This is a genomic window from Streptomyces sp. NPDC006879 (assembly GCF_042869595.1).
Lineage (GTDB): Bacteria > Actinomycetota > Actinomycetes > Streptomycetales > Streptomycetaceae > Streptomyces.
This window is the reverse complement of record NZ_JBIAGC010000065.1, coordinates 1-20,339: the sequence shown is the minus strand read 5'-3', so window position 1 is coordinate 20,339 and position 20,339 is coordinate 1. Positions and strand designations below refer to the sequence as shown.

Below are 20,339 nucleotides of genomic sequence, written 5' to 3'. Positions count from 1 at the left end.
GCTGGCGGGCAGAAGCCGTCCGTGACCGACTCCTGCCCGCTACACTCCCACCCGCTCGACGTTTCCCCAGGTCAAGCCACGAAGTGCTGCTGGAGCACTAGGCGAAGTGGACTGGCTGGAGCAGGACCGGGCCGCGGTGGCAGAGGTCGGGCGCCGCCTGCGGGAGGGCCTGATCTGCTGAGCGTGCGCCCGTCCGAGGCTCCCCCGGTAGCCCGTGCGTGCGCCATTCGTGCCACCGTGCGCCGTCAGGTGCGAAGAATCACGGTGTGGTGCCTTAGATATCGGGTATGTCCGTATTGATCCCGTTCTCCTCGACGGTTCATCGCCTGTAGTTCAAAACTGGGGTCCACTGCTGGCCCGGGAAGTGATCGGCGTGATCGACAGCGACGGCGACTGCGCCGAGTGGGCCTTTCCCGCAGAGCCCGGCGCCGTACGCACCGCGCGCCACGCCGTCCGCGGCACCTTGAGGGACTGGGGGCTGGAGGCGGTGGGCGATGTGACCGTTCTGCTGGTCAGTGAGCTGGTCACCAACTCCTTGCGCTACGCTTCGGGGCCCATCGGGGTTCGATTGGTACGACAGGATTCAGCCACCAACCACTCCCCGCCACGGCCAGCCCTGCTAGTGGAAGTCTCTGATCCGCTTCCGGATCCGCCCAGGGAACGGGCGGCGCAGGCCGACGACGAGGGTGGTCGGGGTCTGCACCTGGTGGCCGTCTCTTCCCAACGGTGGGGAACAAGGCACGGCAAGACCGGCAAGACCGTGTGGTTCGAGATGGCCCTACCTGGTGAGTAACAAGGGGAGAGGGACAACGGCGATCACGGCACGGCTCGAAATGAACGAGACCTTGCTGTGATCGTGAACGCCGTGCCGTGCGAGGCCGTGGTGCTGAATACTTCGGTCAAGGCCGGTCCGGTTGCGCTGAGCTGGAGGGGACGGTCGCGTGAGCGAGATACCTGCGCAGACACATCAGGCCCGAGTGTCCGGGGTGCCGTCGGAAGACGCGACGTGGCAAAGCAGTCCGCCTGGCTCGATCTATGACTACATCAAGGTGGCGTCGTTCTCCATCGGACCCGATGGGCTGGTGGACCAGTGGAGCCTGCGCGCCGAGGAGCTCTTCGGACTACCCGCCCACGAAGTCGTCGGCCGCGACCCCGTCGAGGCCTTCATGCCAGCCGAACTCCGCGACGGCGGACGCCGCAAGCTCGCCGAGATCCTTGACGGGCGGGAATGGACGGGCCTGATCCCGTTTCGGATACCGCCCGCCCGGCAGGGGGCATATGACGCAAGGAACACGACATCTGGATCCGGCGGACGAGGTACGCTCCCGCCCGTCGAGGGGCTTGCCGAGCTCTATGTGATGCCCACCCGTACCGCGGACGGAGACCGGGCCGCCGTCTGCGTGGCCGTCGACGTCCGGGTCCTGCGGGGTATCGAGTCCGATCTTGCGGCTTCGCAGGCGATATTCGGTCAATCTCCTTTCGGGTTCCTGCTCTTTGGTACGGACCTCACGGTGCAACGGGCGAACCGGCGATTCGCGACCGTCTTCGGGGGCCGGGTCGACGATCACCGTGGCCGCACCGTGCACGACTACCTACCGCGCCCGCAGGCCGACAAGATGACGGCGGCGCTGCGCCGCGTCCTCACCACCGGTGAGGCCGTCACCGATCTGCGTATCGTCGGCTCCGCGCCCGGCAGCAAGGAGCACCGACACTGGTCCATCAACCTTTACCGGGTGCACAGTCGCTCGGGTCGCCCCATCGGTGTCGCCGGGATCGGCACCGACGTCACCCGCCGCCACCTCGCGGCCCGGGAGGCAGCCGGGGTACGGCGCAACCTGGCCTTGCTCAACGAGGCCGGGGCCCGCATCGGCAACTCCCTGGACCTGGAGACCACCGCACGAGAACTCCTCGACGTGACCGTCCCCGGCTTCTGTGACATCGCCTCAGTCGACCTCTACCAGGGACTCCTGCTCGGGGACGACGACCGGCCCGTGCACTCCGGCACCGCCTGGTTGCCGTCCGCCCCCGTCCGTCGCGTCGCCTATGCCAGTGCCGTCTCCGACGCCCCGCGCCCCAGCCTCGCCGTGGCGGGCGCGGGCGGCTCCCGGTCCACTGGCGCACCCCACCCCGTTTCCGTCGGCGAGACCCACCGCTACGCCTCCAACTCCCCCGAGGCGGAAGCCCTGCGCACCGCCCGGCCGCGGCTCCTCGAAGGCGGCCCGGACGACTTCGTCCAGTCCACCCTGGTGGTCCCGATGGTCGCCCACGACACCGTGGTCGGCCTGGCCCAGTTCTCCCGCACCAAGGGGAGCGAGCGCTTCGGTGAGCGGGACCGGGCCGTCGCCGTCGAACTCTCCTCCCGCGCGGCCGTCTGCATCGACAACGCCCGCCTCTACCGCCGCGAACACGAACGGGCACTCATCCTCCAGCGCAGCCTGCTGCCCCCGGGTGACCCGGAGGCGGCAGGGCTCGACATCGCGTGCCGCTACCTGCCCGGCAACACGGCCACGGAAGTCGGAGGCGACTGGTTCGACGTGATCCAACTTCCCGGCCACCGCACCGCGATCGTCGTGGGGGACGTCATGGGCCGGGGGCTGCGGGCCGCGGTGGCCATGGGGGAACTGCGCACCGCAGTGCGGACGCTGGCGCTGCTCGACCTCGAACCCGCCGAGGTGCTCTCCGCTCTCGACGAGGTCGCGCGCGGGCTCGGCACACCCGGAGGCACCCAACAGGCATCCCGGGCGGCCCTGCAGTCCAAGGACGCGGACTTGTCGGAGGTCTACCTGGCCACCTGCGTGTACGCGGTGTACGACCCCGTGACCCGGCGCTGTACGTTCGCCAACGCAGGGCACATGCCCCCGGTGCTGGTGGAGCCGGGCGAGCCCGGGGAACGCGCCCGGCCGGCGCTGCTCCTGGAGATGCCGACGGGGATGCCGCTGGGGGTGGGCGGTGAGCCCTTCGAGGAGGTCGAGGTGGACCTGCCGGAGGGTGCCCTGCTCGCCCTCTACACCGACGGCCTGGTGGAGTCCCGAGACCATCCCTTGGAGGAGGGGCTGATGAGCCTGCGGGCGGCGCTCACCGACCCCGGACGGCCCTTGGAGGACGTGTGTGATCACGTGCTGAACACCCTGGACACCCGCCACGGCGAGGACGACATCGCCCTGCTGATGGCTCGTATCCAGGGACTGCCGCAGGACGCGGTGGGGGACTGGACGCTGCCGCGCGAGGCCCGGTCGGTGGGCCGGGCGCGCGAGCTCGCCCGTGGGCGACTGCTCGCCTGGGGCCTGGAGAACCTGGTGGACACCACCGAACTCCTCGTCAGCGAGCTGGTCACCAACGCGCTGCGCTACGGCGAGGGGGAGATTCGGCTGCGGTTGCTTCTCGACCGGACCCTGGTGTGCGAGGTCTGGGACGCCGGCCTGGTCCAGCCGCGCCGGCGCAGGGCCCGCGACACCGATGAGGGTGGGCGCGGGCTCCAACTGGTCGGCCTGCTCAGCGCCGGCTGGGGCAGCCGCCGCACCCCGCGCGGCAAGACGGTCTGGTTCGAACTGCCGTTGCCGGGCGGGGAGCCCGTCACCGAGCTCTCCGCCGAGCAACTCCTGAGCATGTACGGATAACCGCTGCAGGCCGGGGCCCGGCGGTGTCAGCTCACGCCGCCCCGGCTTGCTTCAGCGCCGCTAGGCGGGCCTCGACCTCGGACTGCGTCCCCAGGTCCTCCAACTGCTCGAACTGCGCGTCCAAAGAGGAGGCGGCGAGTTCCTGCTGACCCAGTACCCGTGCCTCCTCCCGACGCACCTTGTCCTCGAAGCGGGAGAGTTCACTGGTCGGGTCGAGCACGTTGATGTTCTTGACGGCGTCCATCATCTGGCCCTGTGCCCGGGCGGACTTCGCTCGGGCCACCAGCTCGTCCCGCTTGGCCTGGAGCTCGGTCAGCTTGTGCCTCATCTGGTCGAGGCCGGCCTTCAGCTTGCCGACCACCTCGGTCTGGGCGGCGATCGTCGGCTCCGCGGCCCTGGCCTCCTTCTCGGCCTGGAGCTGGCGTCCGAGCGCGACCTTCGCCAGGTTGTCGAAGGTGTCCGCGTCCGCCGTGGACCCGCTGGCCCGCAGTTCGTCCGCCTTCCGGCTGGCCGCGAGTGCCTTGCCGCCCCACTCCACGGCGGCGTCCGCGTCCTCCCGGTGGTCCTGCTCCAGCAGCCGCAGATTGCCGATGGTCGTCGCCACCGCCTGCTCCGCCTCGGAGATGTTGTTGCTGTAGTCGCGGATCAGTTGGTCCAGCATCTTCTGCGGATCCTCCGCCTGGTCCAACAGGGCGTTGATGTTCGCTTTGGCGAGCTGGGTCACCCGGCCGAGGACGGTCTGCTTGGTCATGGCGTGACTCCTTGGGGATGTGTGGTGCGTGCACTGCGGCGCCGGGGCGTTGTCAGAAGCGGCCACCGCCGCCCATCCGCCCCCGGGTACCGCCGCCACCGAAGGTGCCGGGGCCGCGTCCGCTTCCCCCGCCGAAGCCGCCGTGCCCACCACGCCCCCCGCCGAGCAACTCGCCGAGGATGATCCCGCCGAGTACGGCCCCGCTCATCCCCTGCCGCCCGCCGCCGGCTCCGGCGTCCCCGTACGGGTTGCGAAAGCCCTGTACGTCCTGCTCGGCCAGCTGTTGGGCCGCTCGCGCCATGGCCTGGGCCTGCTGTGCCTCCGTCAGCGCGCTGGACGGGTCGCCCTCCGCCAGCGCCTGGGCCCGTTCCAGGTGTCGGTGGGCCTCCGCCAGCCGGGTGCGGGCCTGGCTGCCCACCGCCCCTCGACTGGTGGCGATGTAGTCGCCGGCGGCGCCGATCGCGCTGCGGGCGGTCAACAGCGCCTGATCCAGCAGGGTGCGTGCCCGTAGCGTGCCGGCTTCCCGCTCGCGTGCTCCGGCGAGCGCCTCGTCCAGGGCCGCGTCCGCCTCTTCGACCCGGCGCAAGGCCTCCAGCGGGTCGTACCGACCGCCGTCTGCCCGTTCTTGTCGTACGTCGGCGAGTACCGCCTCGGCGCGGGAGATCCGGCCGCGCAGGTCGGCGGTGGAGATGCCCTGGGGGGTGCCGGTGAGCAGGCCCCGGGCGTCGGCGAGGTCCGCTTCGGTTTCGGCGAGCGCGGGCTCCAACTTCCCGGCCGCCTCCGCGAGCTCCTGGGCGCGCCGCTCCACGGCGTCGAGGAGCGTGGCCGCCTGGCCGACCGCCCCTTCGGCCGCCCGTACCTGCACTGCCGCTCGGCCGCGGTCTCCTTCGGCCAGGGCCTGCTGGGCGGCTTCCAGGCTGGCGCTGGCGAACAGCATTCGCTCCTGTGCCTGGGTGGGGTTGGCAGCCACCGGAGTGGACGCTGAATCGGCGTACCGGGTGCGCAGTGCGGTCAGTGTGGCCTGCGCCGTGCCGGTGCGGCTGGACAGTTCCCCGTAGTGCCTCTCCACGGTGGCCAGCGCCTGTGGGGCGTTCTTCTGTAGGTCGCGAAGGCGGTCGAAGGCGGCGGATTCCTCGTCCAGGCGCCGGTTGGCCTCGGTGCAGCGGGCCACGATCTCGTCCAACATCCGGCGCCGGGTGGCGTCGTCCTCGGGGTAGGCGTCATCGAGTTGCTGGCGCAGTCTGAAGGCTGCCGTCAGCTCCTTCTCGGCGTGGGCCAGTGCCTCGGTGAACGGGTGGGCGGCGGCGTCGCCGAACTGCGCGCGGGCGAATCCGAGCTCCTCGGTGCTGGTGCGGATGGCGTCGTCGGTATCCACCAACTGTGCCTTGGCGCGCAGATCGAGTTCGGTCAGCGGGACCGGCCCGGTGCCGGCGGCCGGCCAACTGCTCGTGGCGCCCTCACCAGGCGTGGCGCCGCGGCTCGTCCGCCTGCGCGAGCGGCGGTGGTAGGCGAGTGCGGCGAGGGCGCCGGCTGCTCCCACCGCGATGACCGGCAGTACGAAGTCCCCGGCGCCGCTCTGCCCGTCGCTCTGTCGGCCCGCGCCCGGGTCCGCCGGGCCCGGTGTGATGGTCGGGGTGGGGATGGGCGTCCCGGCCAGGACCGCCCCGTAGCCGCCGGCCGCCCCGATGGCGGCGCCGGCCCAGTCGTTCTGGCGCAGGGCTGGTTCGATCGCGGTGCGGGCGACCTCGGCGAGCTGCTGTTCGGTGAATCCGGAGTCCATGGCCGCGGAGTACGCGTACTGCCGGGCACCGGTGGCGACAGCGAGGAGGAGGTCGTCACGACCGAGGCCGTTGCGCTCGGCGGTGGCATCGGCCCAGCCTTGCGGGGAGCGTCCTGAGAAGTCCTGCACGTAGGTGACGAACAGTTGGATGCGCTCGTCCTGGTACAGCCGGTCGAGTGCGGTGACGACGGAGGCCCGCCGGTCGCCGAGGGCTCCCACCCGATCGGTGATCTGGCCCTGGGTGGACAGGGTGACGGGGTCTTCGGCGCGTGCCGCGGGCGCCTGGAGCGTGCCCCAGGCGGTGAGCGCCAGCAGCGCGGACGCGATGGCGAGGGCGGCCCGAGCGGTGGTGCTGCGGCGGTGGCTGGCAGACGGCTGCGTCACATGTGGGAGGTTATGGCCGGTACGTCACCCCCGCGACCGGAGCGGTCGCCGGCCGCGGGGGAGCGCCCTCGGTCAGCCGGAGGGACGGCGGCCGATCTTCGAGCCCAGCCAGACCAGCGGGTCGTACTTGCGGTCCACGACCCGCTCCTTGAGCGGGATCAGCGCATTGTCGGTGATCTTGATGCCCTCGGGACAGACTTCCGTGCAGCACTTGGTGATGTTGCAGTAGCCCAGACCGTGTTCTTCCTGGGCGGTCGCCCTGCGGTCCAGCCCCTGCTCGGCGGCGCCGTCCAGCGGGTGCATGTCGAGTTCCGCGACCCGCATCAGGAACCGTGGTCCGGCGAAGGCTTCCTTGTTCTCCTCGTGGTCCCGCACCACGTGACAGGTGTCCTGGCACAGGAAGCACTCGATGCACTTGCGGAACTCCTGCGGGCGGTCCACGTCCCGCTGCTGCATGCGGTACTCACCTGCCGCCACACCCGCCGGCGGTACGAAGGAAGGCACCTCCCGGGCCTTGGCGTAGTTGAAGGACACGTCCGTGACCAGGTCCCGTACCACCGGGAAGGCGCGCAACGGGGTCAGCGTGATCGTCTCCTCGCGGGAGAACACCGACATCCGGGTCATGCACATCAGCCTGGGTCGGCCGTTGATCTCCGCGCTGCACGAACCGCACTTTCCGGCCTTGCAGTTCCAGCGGACGGCGAGGTCGGCTGCCTGGGTGGCCTGGAGGCGGTGGACGATGTCGAGGACCACCTCGCCGTCGTGCACCTCGACGGTGAAGTCCGCAAGGCCCCCGCCGTCCGTGTCACCGCGCCACACCCTGAAGCTGGCGTCATAGCTACTCATGCGCTGAGCTCCCCCTCGGCGAGGTACTTGACCAGTTCTTCCCTCTCGAAGAGGGCGAGCAGGTCGGGGCGGACGGGCTCGGTACGGGCGCGCACCAGCTCGATGTGAGCTTCCGCAGGGTCCTTCGGGGCCGGCTGCACCGGTCGACAGACCAGGTTCACCGGACGCCAGGCGCGGTCCATCCCCGGATGGTCCTCGCGGGTGTGCCCGCCGCGGCTCTCGGTGCGCTCCAGAGCCGCCAGGGCCACGCACTCGCTGACCAGCAGCATGTTGCGCAGGTCCATGGCCAGGTGCCAGCCCGGGTTGAACTGCCGATGGCCCTCCACACCGGCCAGGCGGGCCCGGGTCCGCAGCTCGGCGAGCTTGTCCAGGGCGTGCTCCATCTCGCCGGCCCGCCGGATGATGCCGACCAGGTCGTTCATGGTCTGCTGGAGTTCCTGGTGCAGGGTGTACGGGTTCTCCGGGGGCGTGTCGGGTGCTGGTCCCGCCTCGGTCGTCGCCCCGAACGGGCGGAGCGCCTCGGCCGCCGCCGCCTCGATCTGGGACTCCTCCACCGTGGCGCCGTCGGGAGCGGTGCTGGCGTACTGGGCGGCGTGCAGGCCGGCCCGGCGGCCGAAGACCAGCAGGTCGGAGAGCGAGTTCCCGCCGAGCCGGTTCGAGCCGTGCATCCCGCCGGCGACCTCCCCCGCCGCGAAGAGGCCCGGAACGTCCCGGGCGGCGGTCGTATCGGAGTCCACGGCGATGCCGCCCATCACGTAGTGGCAGGTCGGCCCGACCTCCATGGCCTCGGCGGTGATGTCCACGTCCGCGAGTTCCTTGAACTGGTGGTACATGGACGGCAGCCGCCGTTTGATCTGCTCGGCCGGCATCCGGGTGGAGACGTCCAGGTACACCCCGCCGTGCGGGGAACCCCGCCCCGCCTTCACCTCGGAGTTGATCGCCCGGGCCACCTCGTCACGGGGGAGCAGTTCCGGGGGGCGCCGGTTGTGGTCCGGGTCCTCGTACCAACGGTCGCCTTCGGCTTCGGTCTGCGCGTACTTGTCCTTGAAGACGTCGGGGACGTAGTCGAACATGAAGCGTTTGCCCTCGCTGTTGCGCAGCACCCCGCCGTCGCCGCGCACCGACTCGGTGACGAGGATGCCCTTGACCGAGGGCGGCCAGACCATGCCGGTGGGGTGGAACTGCACGAACTCCATGTTGAGCAGTGGGGCGCCGGCCAGCAGGGCCAGCGCATGACCGTCCCCGGTGTACTCCCAGGAATTGGAGGTGACTTTGAAGGACTTGCCGATCCCGCCGGTGGCCAGCACCACCGCGGGGGCCTGGAGGACGAAGAACCGGCCGGACTCGCGGGCGTAGCCGAAGACGCCGGACACCCGGTCCGCCGCCTTCAGCACCCGGGTGACGGTGCACTCCTGGAACACCTTCAGCCGCGACTCGTAGTCACCGGTCTCCTCGAAGTCCTTCTGTTGCAGGGAGACGATCTTCTGCTGAAGGGTGCGGATCAGCTCCAGTCCGGTGCGGTCACCGACATGGGCGAGCCGGGGGTACTCGTGGCCGCCGAAATTGCGCTGTGAGATCCGCCCGTCGGAGGTGCGGTCGAAGAGCGCGCCCCAGGTCTCCAGCTCCCACACCCGCTCGGGGGCCTCTTTGGCGTGGAGTTCGGCCATCCGCCACTGGTTGAGGAACTTTCCGCCCCGCATGGTGTCCCGGAAGTGCACCTGCCAGTTGTCACCCGCGTTGACGTTGCCCATGGACGCGGCGATGCCGCCCTCGGCCATCACGGTGTGTGCTTTGCCGAAGAGGGACTTGCAGATGACGGCGGTGCGGGCGCCCTGTTCTCGGGCTGCGATCGCGGCGCGCAGCCCCGCACCTCCGGCACCCACCACGACGACGTCCCACTGTTGTCGGTCGATTTGTGTCATATCAGAAGATCCTCGGGTCGTCGAAGGCGCCGATGGCGAGCAGGTAGACGTAGAAGTCGGCGAGCGCGACGCTGATCAGCGAGGACCAGGCCAGCAACATGTGGTGCTGGTTGAGCTTCCCGACCCACCCCCACAGTCGGTAGCGCACCGGGTGTTTGGAGAAGTGCCGAAGCCGACCGCCCAGGATGTGCCGGCAGGAGTGACAGGACAGGGTGTAAGCCCAGATCAGCACGATGTTGACGAGGAAGACCACGGTTCCCAGGCCCATATGCCCCCACGCGTAGTCCTTGTCCCGGAAGGCCAGCACCGTGTCGTAGGTGAGGATGCCGGCGACGGGAAGGGCCAGGTAGAAGAAGTAGCGGTGGACGTTTTGGAGGATCAGCGGGAAGCGGGTCTCGCCGGTGTACCTGCGGTGCGGTTCGGCGACGGCGCAGGCCGGCGGCGAGGCCCAGAAGCCCCGGTAGTACGCCTTGCGGTAGTAGTAGCAGGTGGCCCGGAAACCGAGGGGCAGCACCAGGATGAGCAGGGCGGGCGAGAGAGTCCACCAACTCCCGAAGACCTCCCAGTTGGGTCCGCCGCGCATCGGCACGCAGTTCTGGGCGAGGCACGGCGAGTAGAAGGGCGATACGTAGGGCGCGGCGTAGTAGTCGTCGCCCGCGAAGGCCCGCCAGGTCGAGTAGACGATGAAGGCGAGCAGTCCCGCGGCGGTGGCGCCGGGCGCCAGCCACCAGCGGTCGGTGCGTAGGTGCCGGGCCGAGATGGCGGCCCGGGAGGCGTCGTGGACGCCGGTCAGTTGACCGGGGGGTTCAGTTCCTGTGGCCAAGGGTGACTCCGGGGTGGAGTGGACGGGGGGTCAGGCCGGGCGTGTGGTCGCAGCGGGGCCGTGGAACGCCGCAGGGGCGCCCCACGGCTCGGTGAGGTCCGGGCGTGCCCGGACCTCACGGGGCGTGGCGGTCTCGGGCGCCGAGGCCCTCGTCGTCGGAGTCCGTCCACAGCGCGCTGTCGTACGGCGTGTCGGGTATCGGGACCATGGGCCCAGGCGTGGCGGCGCGCTGTTGCACCGGGGTGCCGGTGGTCCCGCCCGGAGCTGCGCGGCCGAGGTCCTGCTCCAGGCGCTCGACGGAGCGGACGAGCTCGTTCAGGTTCCGTCGAACAGCCGTCAAATCATCTTGCAGGGACATGACTTGCCCTCACTTCCGCAGGTTGCGGTGGCAACGCTCATGTGCGCCTGCGAGTGTCGCGCGCCGCGTCCTGGGTTGTGAAGGGACTTGCGCCGATTGCGGGCGCGCAAGAGCGACCTTTGCGCCCCCTCCCCTTCCCATTTTCGTACCCTTCCGGACTGTTCGCCTCCGCTTCTTTGGGGGCCATTGGTCCGCATGGGTGGGGCTCGCGGCGTGGCGGAGCCAGGCTGCGGGAGCGCGACGCGGTCTTCGCCTTCAGTGGGCTGCACCACCCAGTGTGATCAGCTCCATATACCGCCATTCGTGATCATGAAGGTCCGCGTACGCCGGCGGCTCGCCCCCGGCCGGTCGCGCCCGGTCCGCCATCGGAGGTACCACCCATGTCCGTAAGAAGGCGCCGCCCCATGGCGCTGCTGACCTCGGGCTTCCTCGCGCTGCCCCTGCTCGCGGGCTGCGGGTCCCCCGACGGGGAGGCCCTGCGCGCCGTCGCAGTCCAGGACGTCGCCGCCACCGGGCGCGAGGCGGTCGCCGACGGCGGAGTGCTGCGCTGGGCGATCGATGCGATGCCGCAGACGCTCAACACCTTCCAGGCCGACGCGGACGCGGCCACCGCACGGGTCGCCGGCGCGGTGCTGCCCGCGCTCTTCACCCTCGACAAGCTCGGCCGACCGGTCCGCAACCCGGACTATCTCGAAAGCGCCGAGGTCATCGAACGGGAACCCAAGCAAGTCGTGCTCTACAAGCTCAACCAGCAGGCCGTCTGGAGCGACGGGCGCGAGATCGGCGCCCCGGACTTCCTGGCCCAGTGGCGGGCGCTCAGCGGCAAGAACTCGGCGTACTGGACCGCCCGGAACGCCGGCTACGAGCGGATCGAGAAGATCGAACGTGGCGCCAACGACCTTGAGGTCAAGGTCACCTTCGGCAAGCCCTACGCCGACTGGCAGTCGCTGTTCACCCCGCTCTACCCCAAGCAGGTCACCGGCGCCCCAGACGACTTCAACGACGGCGCGCGCTCCGCGCTCAAGGTCACCGCGGGTCCCTTCGGACTGGGTGCGATCGACAAGAAGGCCAAGACCATCACCCTCGACCGCAACCCGCGGTGGTGGGGCCAGCCGGCCAAACTCGACACCCTTGTTCTGACCGCCGTGTCCCGCGGCGAGCGCCCGGCCGCACTCGCCGCGGGCCGGCTGGATCTGGCCGAGATCGACCGGGCGGGCGCGCAGCGAATCGCCCTCGCCGCGCGCGAGGCGAAGAGCGGACCGGGCGGGAGGCCCGCGCACGGGCCCGGCTCACAGATCACCACGGCCCAGGCCCTGCGGTCCTGGGCCGTGGCGCACGGGTCGGACGAAGAGGCGGCCGAGGCCGAGCGGTCCACCCGCCAGCACACCATCGAGGCCGCCTCGGTGTACGCCACCGAGCAGAGCGGACTACGGGCATTGCGCGTCCGTAAGTCCCTGGAGCCGGCTTACACCCAGCTCGCCCTCAACGGCAGTACGGGCGCGCTCGGCGACGAGCGGGTCCGGCGGGCCGTGGCTCGGGCCATCGACCGCAAGGAACTCGCCGAGACCGTGCTCAAGCCGCTCGGTCTGCCCGCCGCCCCGGTCGGCAGTCACCTGGCGCTCGCCGGGCAGCACGGGTACGCGGACGCCAGTGGAGCCCTGGGCGGCCAGGACGTGGAAGCCGCGCAGGCGCTACTGGCTGAGGCCGGCTGGCAGCGTGGCGGCCCGGTGCGCGAGGAGGCAGAAGCCGAGGGCCAGAAGGCGGGCGCGGAGGCCGAGGGCGCCAAGGACGACGGCAAGACCCCGCAAGCGGGGGACGGCACCGGTGAGGACGGGCTCTACATCGTCGGCCAAGAGGACGAGGCCAACGGTGACGCCCCGGGGGCGGAGCGGATGGGCGGAGCCGAGGCCCAGCCGGCCACGGTCCTGGCCCCCGCGCCCTTCAGCGCGCTCCAGCAGCGATCGCTGATCGACCAGGCCACGTTCCTCGACGGGCGCGCCCAGCAGGAGGAGTCGGACGGGACGGGCGAGGAGGCGGAGCGGGGGCGCGATGACGGCAAACGCGCCGAGGAGGCCACCGGTGAGCCCAAGAGCTCGCCGGCACCGGGCCGCCAGGCCGTGCGCAGCGCCGGGAACCTGCTCGCCAAGGACGGCAAGGAGATGAAACTCCGCTTCGTCCTGCCGTCCGGTCCCGGGTCGGAGCAACTGCGCAACGTGGGGGACCGGATCGCCGCGATGTTGCTGAAGGTGGGGATCCGCACCCAGATCACCAAGGTCGAGGACGACAGCTTCTTCAAGGACCACATCGCCTCCGGCCAGTTCGACCTTGCGCTCTACTCCTGGCCGGCCACCGCCTTCCCGGCGACAGACGCCCGACCGATCTTCGCCAAACCGGAACCGGCGGCGGACGGTTCACTGTCGGTGGAGCAGAACTACAGCCGGGTGGGCACCGACCGGATCGATCAGCTGTTCGACGAGGCGGTGGCTGAGCTGGACGCGGAGGCGGCGCGCGAGCTGATGAAACAGGCCGACGCGCGGATCTGGGCTGCCGCCGGGTCGATCCCCCTCTTCCAGCGCCCCGAGCTGGTCGCGGCCAGGAACACGCTGCTCAACGCGGGCGCCTTCGGCCTGGCCACCCCGCGCTACCAGGACATCGGCTGGAAGCCGGGCAGCAAGGGCCCCGAGGCGCCCAAGGTCGATTCCAAAGCCGGCGCCGCCGCCAAGACGGCGGAAGAGGCGGACGGGGACGGCGATGAAGACTAGGTGAACGTTTGGCCACACCGTGCGAGGCCGGTCCGCAGTCCCCACAGGGCGGGTGACGTCCATGCACAGCGCCCCGCCTCGCGCTCAGAACGCCCGCATCCACCCCACGCGCGGCGCCCGCAGGCCTGCGGCGGGCGCATCTGACGCCGCACGTTGACCCGCCCGGGACACGGCGGAGCCCGTAGCTCAGAACTCGCTCAAATGTCTTGCCCGCCGCTCCTCGCGGCGGGCAAGGTCGCTTTACCCCATTGACCACGGCTTTTGTCGCTTCTCAGGCACCCACCCCAAGCCCCCGTCTCCCCGCGATCTTCGGCTTGAACTCAGTCGTCCGGCCTCTTGACAGACCCCCTGGCGGGCGGTTCGCCCTGCGCCACGTACCATGGGGTAAGGCCGTGGCAGGTTTTCCGCCCGGCGGGCACGCGTGCCGGACCGCACGCGTCGCCATCCACGATCCCGGGAGAAGCGCCGCCAGTATGCCCACGCGCCACGACATTCGAAACGTTGCCATCGTCGCCCACGTCGACCACGGCAAGACGACCATCGTCGACGCCATGCTCAAGCAGGCCGGCGCCTTCGCCGCGCACCAGCAGCTCGATGACCGAATGATGGACTCGAACGACCTGGAGCGTGAGAAGGGCATCACGATCCTGGCCAAGAACACGGCGGTGAAGTACCACCCCAAGGACGGTGGGGCCCCGATCACGATCAACATCATCGACACCCCCGGCCACGCCGACTTCGGTGGCGAGGTCGAACGCGGTCTGTCGATGGTGGACGCGGTCGTGCTGCTGGTGGACGCCTCCGAGGGCCCGCTGCCGCAGACCCGCTTCGTGCTCCGCAAGGCGCTCCAGGCGAAGATGCCGGTCATCCTCTGCATCAACAAGACGGACCGCCCGGACTCGCGGATCGACGACGTCGTCAATGAGACGTACGACCTCTTCCTGGACCTGGACGCGACCGAGGACCAGATCGAGTTCCCGATCGTCTACGCGTGCGGCCGTGACGGCGTCGCCTCGCTGACGAAGCCGGAGGACGGCACCGTCCCCGCGGACAGCGACAGCCTGGAGCCCTTCTTCACCACCATCCTGGAGCACGTCCCGGCCCCCACCTTCGAGGAGGAGGCCCCGCTCCAGGCCCACGTCACCAACCTGGACGCCGACAACTTCCTCGGCCGCATCGCGCTGCTGCGCGTCGAGCAGGGCGAGCTGCGCAAGGGGCAGACCGTCGCGTGGATCAAGCGTGACGGATCGATCTCGAACGTCCGCATCACCGAGCTGATGATGACCGAGGCGCTGACCCGCAAGCCCGCCGAGGTTGCTGGCCCGGGCGACATCTGCGCGGTCGCCGGCATCCCCGACATCATGATCGGTGAGACCCTGGCTGACCCGGAGAACCCGATCGCGCTGCCGCTGATCTCGGTGGACGAGCCGGCGATCTCCATGACCATCGGTACCAACACCTCGCCGCTGGTCGGTCGCGGAGGCACGGGCAAGGGCGCAGACGCCAAGGCCGCGGTCAAGGACCGCAAGGTCACGGCTCGTCAGGTCAAGGACCGCCTCGACCGCGAGCTGATCGGTAACGTCTCGCTGCGCGTGCTGGACACCGACCGTCCGGACGCCTGGGAGGTCCAGGGTCGTGGTGAGCTCGCGCTCGCCATCCTGGTCGAGCAGATGCGCCGCGAGGGCTTCGAGCTGACCATCGGCAAGCCCCAGGTCGTCACTCAGATGATCGACGGCAAGGTGCACGAGCCGGTCGAGCGCATGACGATCGACGTGCCGGAGGAGCACATGGGCGCGGTCACGCAGCTCATGGGCATCCGCAAGGGCCGCATGGACAACATGTCCAACCACGGCTCGGGCTGGGTCCGCATGGAGTTCGTCGTGCCGTCCCGCGGCCTGATCGGCTTCCGCACGGAGTTCCTGACCAACACCCGTGGTACCGGCATCGCCCACTCGATCCACGAGGGCCACGAGCCGTGGTTCGGTCAGCTGGTCACCCGTAACAACGGCTCCCTGGTCGCGGACCGCGCCGGCGCGGTCACCCCGTTCGCGATGATCAACCTCCAGGAGCGCGGCGTCCTGTTCACCGACCCCGGCACCGAGGTGTACGAGGGCATGATCGTCGGTGAGAACTCGCGCTCCGACGACATGGACGTGAACATCACCAAGGAGAAGAAGCTCACCAACATGCGTGCGGCTTCCGCGGACAACACCGAGAACGTGGTGCCTCCGCGCAAGCTCTCCCTGGAGCAGTCCCTGGAGTTCTGCCGCGATGACGAGTGCGTCGAGGTGACGCCGGAGGCCGTTCGCATCCGCAAGGTCGTCCTCGACCAGAAGGACCGCGCCCGCACCGCTTCCCGCGCCAAGCGCTGATTCGCCTGACGTCGCTGACGCGGCGTCAGGGAGTGGTCCAAGTGCCGCTTATGGAAGGCCCAATGACGGCCCCGTTCCTGCTCTGTCGGGAACGGGGTCGTCGTTCTTTGTCAAGGGATTTCCCTGTGACTTGTGTCCGACTATCGGTCGTCACACTCCGGAAGGTGCGCTAACAGTCCGTTTCGGGGGTGTCTGTCTATAGTCAGTTTGTCCGCATTTCAGCCCTATAGGGGTCGTTGATGTTGTAAAAACGAGACCCTTTAAGTGTGGTTAACAGGCCAGTCGTCCTTAAAACTTGGCTCCATTGAGCTCGGGTCAATGGGTCATGCACTGTGGGGAGTGCCGACTCACGAGCACACTCGGGGCACCGTCTTCTTCGCCGTCAGGGGTGTCGGCGACATGAACGCGTGCCCTCCAAGTAGTGATCAGTGGACTCATGAGGAGGAAACCCCATGCGTGGTGCCAAGAGCGCCAAGTGGGTCGCAGGTGCGATCGTCGTTGCCCTGTCCGCGACGGCCTGCGGTGGAGCGAAGAGCGACTCCGGCAAGGGCAAGGAGGCCGGCAAGCCTGAGGGTTACGTCTCCATCGACGTCGGCGAGCCGCAGAAGCCGCTGGTTCCCGGTGACACCAACGAGACCCTCGGCTCCTACGTCATCAAGTCGATCTTCACTCAGCTGCTGGAGTTCGACGGCGACGGCAAGATCGTCTACACCAACGCCGAGTCGATCAAGACCACCGACTCCAAGCTGTGGACCGTCAAGCTCAAGGAGGGCTGGAAGTTCCACGACGGGACCCCGGTCACCGCCGAGTCCTACGTGAAGGCGTGGAACTGGTACGCCCACATCAAGAACAACCAGCAGAACGCCCCGTGGTTCGAGGACATCAAGGGCTACGCGGACATCCACCCGGACAAGGGCGAGGCCAAGGCCGAGACCATGTCGGGCCTGAAGGTCGTCGACGCGAACACCTTCACCATCGAGCTCAGCGCCCCGGTGCCGTACTTCGAGTACAAGCTCGGCTACACCACCTGGGCCCCGCTGCCCGAGGCCTTCTACAGCGACCCGAAGGCCTTCGGCCAGAAGCCGATCGGTAACGGTCCCTACGTCTTCGAGAAGTGGGACCACAAGAAGAGCATCCAGGTCAAGGCGAACGCCGACTACCTGGGCCCGAACAAGGCGAAGAACAAGGGCGTCCTGTTCAAGAACTACGCCACCGTCGAGGCGGCGTACAACGACCTGCTCTCCGGGAACCTGGACCTGATCCGCCAGGTCGGCCCGAAGGACCTGCCGAAGTACAAGAAGGACCTCGGTGACGGCGCGGTGGACCAGCCGTACGCGGCCCTCCAGACGCTGACGCCGGTCTTCTACTCCAAGACCTTCAAGGGCATCGACCCGAAGGTCATCCAGGGCCTTTCGATGGCGATCGACCGTGACACGATCACCAAGACGGTCCTGAACAACACCCGCAAGCCCGCCACCAGCTTCATCCCCGCGGGTGTGGCCGGCAAGCAGGACCTGGCCACGGACGTGTTCACGTTCAACCCGGCCAAGGCCAAGCAGCTCATCACCGAGGGCGGCGGCGTCCCGGACAACAAGATGTGGATCCAGTACAACGCCGACGGCGGCCACAAGGAGTGGATCACCGCGGTCTGCGAGTCGATCCGCAACTCCACCGGTGTGGACTGCATCCCGGACGCCAAGCCGGACTTCCAGACCGACCTTGAGGCGCGTGACAACAACCAGGTCAAGTCCGCATACCGCGGTGGCTGGGTCGCTGACTACCCGCTGAACGTCAACTTCATGCGTGAGCTCTACGCCACCGGCGTGGACGGCAACAACGGCCGCTTCTCCGACCCGGCCGTCGACGCCGCCTTCAAGAAGGGCGACAACGCGAGCTCCCTGGACGAGACCCTCAAGCTCTACCAGGACGCCGAGAAGCTGGTCCTCCAGAAGATGCCGTCGATCCCGCTCTGGGAGTACAAGATCAACGGCGGTCACGGCAAGAAGGTCGACAACGTCAACGTCGACTTCCGTGGCGACTACGACCTGACCGCGGTCACCGTCAAGTAGTCCGCTGCTCGACCTTGTACGAGGGCCCTCGCCGGCTTCAGCCCGGCGGGGGACCCCCGTGGGTATACCCCCCACTCAAAGCCGTACCCGCCGCCGCAACCGGCGGTAGCACCGGGGGCCGCCCTCACCAGGGCGGCCCCCGATGCCAGTTATCCACTCGGAGGCAAACATGGGGCGTTACGTCGCGCGGCGACTGCTCCAGATGATCCCGGTCTTCCTCGGTTCGACCTTGCTGGTCTTCTCCATGATGTACGCGCTGCCCGGCGACCCCGTGCGCGCCCTCGCAGGAGAGCAGACCGTCGACCCGGCGCAGATCGCCCAGATGAAGAAGGACCTCGGGCTCGATCTCCCGCTCTGGCACCAGTACTGGAACTACCTCAGCGGCCTGTTCCAGGGGGACTTCGGCACTCAGATCGCCAGCGGTCGGCCGGTAGCCGACATCATCTCCGAGGCCTTCCCGATCACCGTTCGGCTCGCGCTGTTCGCGTTCGCCTTCACGGTGTGCGTCGGCATCTCGATCGGCATCTTCGCCGGACTCAAGGCCGACACCCTGCGCGACCGTGGGCTGCTCGTGCTCACCCTCGTGCTGATCTCGATGCCCTCCTTCGTGCTGGGCTTCCTGCTCCAGTACTTCTTCGCCTTCCAACTCGGCTGGGTCGAGCCGAACGTGAGCGTGGAAGGAACCTGGGGCGAGCTGTTCCTGCCAGCGGTGGTACTTGGTTCGCTCTCCTTGGCCTACGTCGCACGGTTGACCCGCACCTCGGTCGCCGAGAACCTGCGCTCCGACTACATGCGCACCGCGGTGGCCAAGGGCCTGCCGCGCCGCCGCATCGTCGGTGTGCACCTGATGCGCAACTCCCTGATCCCCGTGGTCACCTTCCTCGGCACCGACCTCGGCGCGCTGCTCGGCGGTGCCGTGGTCACTGAGGGCATCTTCAACGTCAAGGGCGTCGGTTTCACTGTCTTTGACGCACTGAAGCACCGCGAGGGTGCCACGGTCGTGGGCATCGTGACCCTGATCGTGGTCATCTACCTCGCTGCCAGCCTGATCGTCGACCTGCTCTACGCGGTCCTGGACCCGAGGATCCGTTATGCCTGAGACTCTCGAAGCGACCGAGGCACAGGAGTCCGCGCAGCCCGTGGCGGCGCAGCCCGCCCCGGGCAAGGCCGAGAAGCCGCGCAGTCTGTGGAACGACGCCTGGCACGACCTGCGGCGCAACCCGCTGTTCCTCATTTCCGCGGTGCTGATCGTCGTGCTGCTGACCATGGCGCTGTTCCCCGGGCTGTTCACCTCGGCCAGCCCGCGCTACGCAGATCTGGCCAAGCACTACCTCCAGCAACCCAACTGGGGGCACCTCTTCGCTGAGGACTGGTTCGGCTACGACGGCCAGGGGCGCTCCATTTACGCTCGCGTGATCTATGGGGCCCGAGCCTCGATCATGGTCGGTGTCATCGTGACCCTCGCGGTCACGATCACGGGCGGCATCGTCGGAATGCTCGCGGGGTACTTCGGCGGTTGGGTGGACACGCTGCTGTCCCGTCTGACCGACGTCTTCTTCGGCGTTCCCTTCATCCTCGGTGCCATGGTCGTCCTGACCTCCTTCACCGAGCGTTCGATCTGGGTCGTGATCGGCTCCATCGCCTTCCTCGGCTGGACGCAGATCGCCCGAGTCGCCCGTGGTTCGGTCATCACCATCAAGCAGGCGGACTACGTACAGGCGGCAAAGGCGCTGGGTGCCAGCACTTCCCGGATCCTGCTCAAGCACATCCTGCCGAACGCGGTGGCCCCCGTGATCGTCGTCGCGACCATCGCTCTGGGTGGCTACATCGCCACCGAGGCCACCCTGTCGTTCCTGGGCATTGGTCTGGCCGAGCCGGCCGTCTCGTGGGGAGTCGACATCTCGTCCGGCGCGGAGCAGCTGCGCAACGCGCCGTTCGTACTGATCATCCCGTCGGTGATGGTCTCGATCACCGTTCTGGCGTTCATCATGCTCGGCGATGCCGTACGCAACGCCCTCGACCCCAAGCTGCGCTGAGGGAGGCGTACGAAAACATGAGCGTCATCAACAAGACAGCGGACGTTCCCGCTCCGCGCGAGTCGCTGGAGGCGGGCACACCGCTCCTCGAAGTCCGGGACCTGCACGTCGAGTTCCACACCCGGGACGGTGTGGCCAAGGCGGTCAACGGTGTCAACTACTCGGTGGACGCGGGGGAGACCCTCGCCGTGCTCGGCGAGTCCGGGTCCGGCAAGTCGGTGACCGCGCAGGCGATCATGGGCATCCTGGACATGCCCCCGGGCAAGATCCCGCAGGGCGAGATCCTCTTCCGCGGCCAGGACATGCTCAGGATGTCCCAGGAGGAGCGGCGTAAAATCCGTGGCCAGAAGATCGCGATGATCTTCCAGGACGCGCTGTCCTCCCTCAACCCGGTGCTGAGCGTCGGCTACCAGCTGGGCGAGATGTTCCGCGTCCACCGCGGCGCGTCGAAGAAGGAAGCCAAGCTCAAGGCCATCGAGCTGATGGAGCGGGTGAAGATTCCCGCCGCCAAGGCGCGTGTGAACGACTATCCGCACCAGTTCTCCGGTGGTATGCGTCAGCGCATCATGATCGCGATGGCGTTGGCCCTGGAGCCGGACCTGATCATCGCGGACGAGCC

The 20,339-nt window shown here is 68.9% G+C and carries 14 protein-coding genes; 8 read left to right on the top strand and 6 right to left on the bottom strand.

Annotation, left to right across the window (positions count from 1 at the left end):
* The first annotated feature begins 364 nt into the window (after positions 1-364).
* Together ACFYMC_RS28350 and ACFYMC_RS28345 are read left to right on the top strand one after the other, a co-directional pair.
* The gene (locus ACFYMC_RS28350; protein ID WP_388530566.1) at positions 365-793 is read left to right on the top strand and encodes an ATP-binding protein; all 429 of its coding nucleotides are present in this window, start codon (positions 365-367) and stop codon (positions 791-793) included.
* A gap of 148 nt (positions 794-941) precedes the next feature.
* The gene (locus ACFYMC_RS28345; RefSeq protein ID WP_388530563.1) at positions 942-3,617 is read left to right on the top strand and encodes a SpoIIE family protein phosphatase; all 2,676 of its coding nucleotides are present in this window, start codon (positions 942-944) and stop codon (positions 3,615-3,617) included.
* Between the two features lie 31 nt (positions 3,618-3,648).
* Here ACFYMC_RS28345 and ACFYMC_RS28340 read toward each other — a convergent pair whose 3' ends face one another.
* From ACFYMC_RS28340 to ACFYMC_RS28315, 6 genes are all read right to left on the bottom strand, one after another.
* Positions 3,649-4,368, bottom strand: coding sequence for a PspA/IM30 family protein (locus tag ACFYMC_RS28340; protein WP_388530560.1), 720 nt, complete (start codon positions 4,366-4,368; stop codon positions 3,649-3,651).
* A 52-nt stretch (positions 4,369-4,420) separates the two neighbouring features.
* Positions 4,421-6,532, bottom strand: coding sequence for a TPM domain-containing protein (locus ACFYMC_RS28335; protein ID WP_388530557.1), 2,112 nt, complete (start codon positions 6,530-6,532; stop codon positions 4,421-4,423).
* 72 nt (positions 6,533-6,604) lie between these two features.
* Positions 6,605-7,378 (bottom strand): succinate dehydrogenase/fumarate reductase iron-sulfur subunit, encoded by a 774-nt coding sequence (locus tag ACFYMC_RS28330; RefSeq protein WP_388530554.1) that lies wholly within the window; start codon positions 7,376-7,378, stop codon positions 6,605-6,607.
* Positions 7,375-9,300, bottom strand: coding sequence for a fumarate reductase/succinate dehydrogenase flavoprotein subunit (locus tag ACFYMC_RS28325; RefSeq protein ID WP_388530551.1), 1,926 nt, complete (start codon positions 9,298-9,300; stop codon positions 7,375-7,377). The genes ACFYMC_RS28330 and ACFYMC_RS28325 overlap by 4 nt, the downstream gene beginning before the upstream one ends.
* 1 nt (position 9,301) lies before the next feature.
* Complete coding sequence (locus ACFYMC_RS28320) at positions 9,302-10,123, bottom strand: hypothetical protein (protein ID WP_388530548.1); 822 nt, start codon at positions 10,121-10,123, stop codon at positions 9,302-9,304.
* Between the two features lie 115 nt (positions 10,124-10,238).
* Complete coding sequence (locus tag ACFYMC_RS28315; protein ID WP_388530545.1) at positions 10,239-10,481, bottom strand: hypothetical protein; 243 nt, start codon at positions 10,479-10,481, stop codon at positions 10,239-10,241.
* Positions 10,482-10,861: 380 nt separating this feature from the next.
* Between ACFYMC_RS28315 and ACFYMC_RS28310 the strand changes: the two genes are divergently transcribed.
* The 6 genes from ACFYMC_RS28310 to ACFYMC_RS28285 all read left to right on the top strand — a co-directional run.
* Positions 10,862-13,243: an ABC transporter substrate-binding protein gene (locus tag ACFYMC_RS28310; RefSeq protein WP_388530542.1), complete on the top strand. Its 2,382-nt coding sequence runs from the start codon at positions 10,862-10,864 to the stop codon at positions 13,241-13,243.
* Between the two features lie 473 nt (positions 13,244-13,716).
* Complete coding sequence (gene typA / locus ACFYMC_RS28305; RefSeq protein ID WP_388530540.1) at positions 13,717-15,615, top strand: translational GTPase TypA; 1,899 nt, start codon at positions 13,717-13,719, stop codon at positions 15,613-15,615.
* Between the two features lie 452 nt (positions 15,616-16,067).
* Positions 16,068-17,684 carry an ABC transporter substrate-binding protein gene (locus ACFYMC_RS28300; RefSeq protein WP_388530537.1) on the top strand — a complete coding sequence of 539 codons (1,617 nt, stop codon included), beginning with the start codon at positions 16,068-16,070 and terminating at the stop codon, positions 17,682-17,684.
* A 169-nt stretch (positions 17,685-17,853) separates the two neighbouring features.
* Complete coding sequence (locus tag ACFYMC_RS28295; protein WP_388530535.1) at positions 17,854-18,783, top strand: ABC transporter permease; 930 nt, start codon at positions 17,854-17,856, stop codon at positions 18,781-18,783.
* Positions 18,776-19,720, top strand: coding sequence for an ABC transporter permease (locus ACFYMC_RS28290; protein WP_388530532.1), 945 nt, complete (start codon positions 18,776-18,778; stop codon positions 19,718-19,720). Before ACFYMC_RS28295 ends, ACFYMC_RS28290 begins: the two co-directional genes overlap by 8 nt.
* 17 nt (positions 19,721-19,737) lie before the next feature.
* The coding region (locus tag ACFYMC_RS28285; protein WP_388530529.1) for an ABC transporter ATP-binding protein at positions 19,738-20,339 on the top strand (602 nt) is incomplete at its 3' end.